Annotated in this window: 3 protein-coding genes; 2 read left to right on the forward strand and 1 reads right to left on the reverse strand. The window is 71.3% G+C overall.

Going from position 1 to position 3,602, the window contains the following annotated elements; all coding sequences use genetic code 11:
• Positions 1–1,566, forward strand: a 1,566-nt coding sequence (locus HTZ82_RS28365; RefSeq protein WP_175411568.1) for a methylmalonyl-CoA mutase, incomplete at its 5' end; no start/stop codon positions are given.
• A gap of 34 nt (positions 1,567–1,600) precedes the next feature.
• Positions 1,601–2,005 carry a cobalamin B12-binding domain-containing protein gene (locus HTZ82_RS28370; RefSeq protein ID WP_175412241.1) on the forward strand — a complete coding sequence of 135 codons (405 nt, stop codon included), beginning with the start codon at positions 1,601–1,603 and terminating at the stop codon, positions 2,003–2,005.
• On the opposite strand, the gene HTZ82_RS28375 is transcribed toward HTZ82_RS28370, so the two are convergent.
• Complete coding sequence (locus HTZ82_RS28375; protein WP_175412242.1) at positions 1,995–3,521, reverse strand: hypothetical protein; 1,527 nt, start codon at positions 3,519–3,521, stop codon at positions 1,995–1,997. The two genes, HTZ82_RS28370 and HTZ82_RS28375, sit on opposite strands and share 11 nt — an antisense overlap.
• Positions 3,522–3,602 lie beyond the last annotated feature (81 nt).

Below are 3,602 nucleotides of genomic sequence, written 5' to 3' on the forward strand. Positions count from 1 at the left end.
GAGTCGGGACTGCCCATTGAGCCGGTGTACGGGCCGGATGCCCTGGCTGGGTGGGACCCGGCGGTGAAGCTGGGCGAGCCGGGTGGGTATCCGTTCACGCGGGGTGTGTATCGGTCGATGTACACGGGGCGTCCGTGGACGATGCGGCAGTATGCGGGGTTCGGGACGGCGGTGGAGTCGAATGCCCGTTACAAGCAGTTGATCGCGAACGGGACGATGGGGTTGTCGGTGGCGTTCGATCTGCCGACGCAGATGGGGCATGACTCGGACGCGCCGATTGCTCATGGTGAGGTGGGCAAGGTGGGGGTGGCGATCGACTCGGTCGATGACATGCGGGTGCTGTTCGACGGGATTCCGCTGGACCGGGTGTCGACGTCGATGACGATCAACGCTCCCGCGGCGTTGCTGCTGCTGTTGTATCAGCTGGTGGCGGAGGAGCAGGGGGTCAGCGCGGAGAAGCTGACGGGGACGATCCAGAACGATGTGCTGAAGGAGTACATCGCGCGGGGTACGTATATTTTTCCGCCGAAGCCGTCGCTGCGTCTGATCGCGGACATCTTCCAGTACTGCCGGGCGGAGATCCCGAAGTGGAACACGATCTCGATCTCGGGCTATCACATGGCGGAGGCGGGTGCGTCGCCGGCGCAGGAGATCGCGTTCACGCTCGCGGACGGGATCGAGTACGTGCGCACGGCGGTCGCGGCGGGGATGGACGTGGACGACTTCGCTCCGCGGTTGTCGTTCTTCTTCGTGGCGCGCACGACGTTCCTGGAGGAGGTGGCGAAGTTCCGGGCTGCGCGCCGGATCTGGGCGCGGGTGATGCGGGAGGAGTTCGGGGCGAAGAACCCGAAGTCGTGGATGCTGCGTTTCCATACGCAGACGGCCGGGGTGCAGCTGACGGCGCAGCAGCCGGAGGTGAATCTGGTGCGGGTGGCGGTGCAGGGGCTGGGCGCGGTGCTGGGCGGGACGCAGTCGCTGCACACGAACTCGTTCGACGAGGCGATCGCGCTGCCGACGGACAAGTCGGCGCGTCTGGCGTTGCGGACGCAGCAGGTGCTGGCGTATGAGACGGATGTGACGGCGACGGTCGATCCGTTCGCCGGCAGCTATGTGATCGAGAAGATGACCGATGACGTGGAGGCGGCGGCTCTGGAGCTGATGGGGAAGGTCGAGGACCTGGGCGGCGCGGTCAGCGCGATCGAGCACGGTTTCCAGAAGAACGAGATCGAGCGTTCCGCCTACCGCATCGCCCAGGAGACCGACTCCGGCGAACGTGTCGTGGTCGGTGTGAACCGTTTCCAGCTCGATGAGGAAGAGCCCTACGAGCCCCTGCGCGTCGACCCGGCCATCGAGGCCCAGCAGGCCGCCCGCCTGGCCAGGCTCCGCGCCGAACGCGACCAGCAGGCGGTCGACGCCGCCCTGGCCGAGCTGAAGAAGGCCGCCGAAGGCACCGACAACGTCCTCTACCCCATGAAAGACGCCCTCAAAGCCCGCGCCACCGTCGGCGAAGTCTGCAACGCCCTCCGCGACGTCTGGGGCACCTACGTCCCCACCGACGCCTTCTGACCGACCGACGGACCCGACCCAGGAGCAGGTACCCATGCCCACCCACTCCCCCGGCCTCCGCATCGTCGTGGCCAAGCCCGGCCTCGACGGCCACGACCGCGGCGCGAAGGTCATCGCCCGCGCACTGCGCGACTCGGGCGCCGAAGTGATCTACACCGGCCTCCACCAGACGGCACGCCAGATCGTGGACACCGCCCTCCAGGAGGACGCCGACGGAATCGGACTCTCCGTCCTGTCGGGCGCCCATATGACGCTGTTCGCCGAGGTGATGAACCTCCTGAAGGAGGAGGAAGCGGAGGACATCACGGTCTTCGGCGGCGGCATCATCCCCGCCGCCGACATCCCGCCACTCCTCGACCTGGGCGTGGCCGCGCTCTTCACCCCCGGCACGCCGACCAAGGAGATCACCGACTGGGTGCACGAGCACATCAGAAGGTGAGCCCGGCGCCCCGGAAGACGTACAGGCACATCGTGTAGCGGTAGCCGGACTGGATCTTGGCGCCGTCCGTGTACGAGCGTACGAAGCCCGCCGTGGCGGCCGTGCGGGCGTGCTTGTAGAGGAAGTGGTACTCGCCGGGCGGCAGCCGCAGGGTGGTTGTCGGGTACGACCTGGACGGGCTCTTGCAGGCGCTCGTCCGCCCGGCGGCGCGGCTGGCGTACGTCGAACAGCCCGCGCACGCCTTGATGGAGGCCGTGCCGGTGACCGGGCCCGTGTAGAGGATGTCGACCGCGCCCGGGCCGTCGTTCGTGACGACCAGGGTGAGCCGCGTGCCGCTCGGGACCGTGACCGGCGGCAGGGACCGGCCGGCGGCGGGCCGCTTCGCGGCGATCTCCGCGGCAACGGCGATCTGCCGGGCCCGCGCGGCGTTCGCGCTGCTCGGGTAGCGCTCGGCGTACCGGGTCATGCTGCGCTTCGCCGAGCTGAACTTGCGGTCCTTGAACTGGTCGAGCCCGCACGCGTACAGGCCCTTCCGCACGGCGCCCTCCGCGTCGGTGCGCAGCGCGCGTGCCGTGGCGTCCGGGAGGCCGGCGACGGTGGTGCGGATGCGGGACAGCTCGTCCGACACGGGGCACGGCGACGCGCCCGACAGCGCGGCGGACCGCGTCCTGATGCGCTCGCGCACCGCGGGCTCGACCTGGCGGGCGTGCTCGGAGCGCGGGAACGTCGTCAGCAGGTCCTTCAGGTGCGCCCCTGCCTCCCGCGTGGCCGTCGCGCGGCCGAGGCCCGCCATGCCGCACTCACGCCACGCGTGCGCCAGCGGCTCGTCCGGCCGGGACACCAGGTCGCCGAGGAGGCGGCGGTCGACGGTGTCGGGCACCGCGCGCAGATGCCGGAGCGGGGCGATCGCGTCGCAGTACTCGCCCTCCTTGTACGGGGCCGACACCGCCTCGTAGTAGGCGTCGAGGCGGTCGGGGACCAGCTTCGCGGCGCGTGAACCGGCGTGCTCGGTGCCCAGCTCGGCGTAGCCGCGCAGGGCGCGGAGGTAGGTGTGCTCGGCCGCGTCGAAGTCGCGGTCGTCGGCCTGCGCCACCAGCGCGTCGAGCGACGCCAGCCGGGCCAGCAGCTCCTGCTGCCGCGCCTCCTCCCTGGCCCCGCCGTACGCGAACGCCCCCGCGGCGGGCACCGCGAGCAGCACGAACGCGGCGACCAGCGCCACCCAGCGCGCCCTCGCCGCCGGCACCGCCAAGCGGGTACGCAGGCCCCGCCGCGCCCCGTCGACCGCGACGGCCAGGAGAAACAGCCCGTACGCGACGAGCACGGCCTGAGGGACACCGTCGGGCTCGGCGGGCAGGGCGGCGAACAGCAGCCCGCCGGTGGCGAGCCAGCACACGGCCGCCGACCACCAGTGCCGCAGCACGGCGTACCCGAGCCCCAGGCAGGACAGGTTCAACAGCCCTGCGGCGACGGCCCGCAGCGGGTCCCGCTCACCGACCGTGGGCGCCCGCCTCGGCATGGGCGGCGGCACGGAACCGTACCCCCAGGGCCCGCCATACGCCCCGGGGCCCCCGGGCGCGCCTGGCCCACCGGGTCCTCC

It is taken from the genome of Streptomyces sp. TRM64462 (assembly GCF_013362995.1).
In the GTDB taxonomy this organism is placed as follows: domain Bacteria; phylum Actinomycetota; class Actinomycetes; order Streptomycetales; family Streptomycetaceae; genus Streptomyces.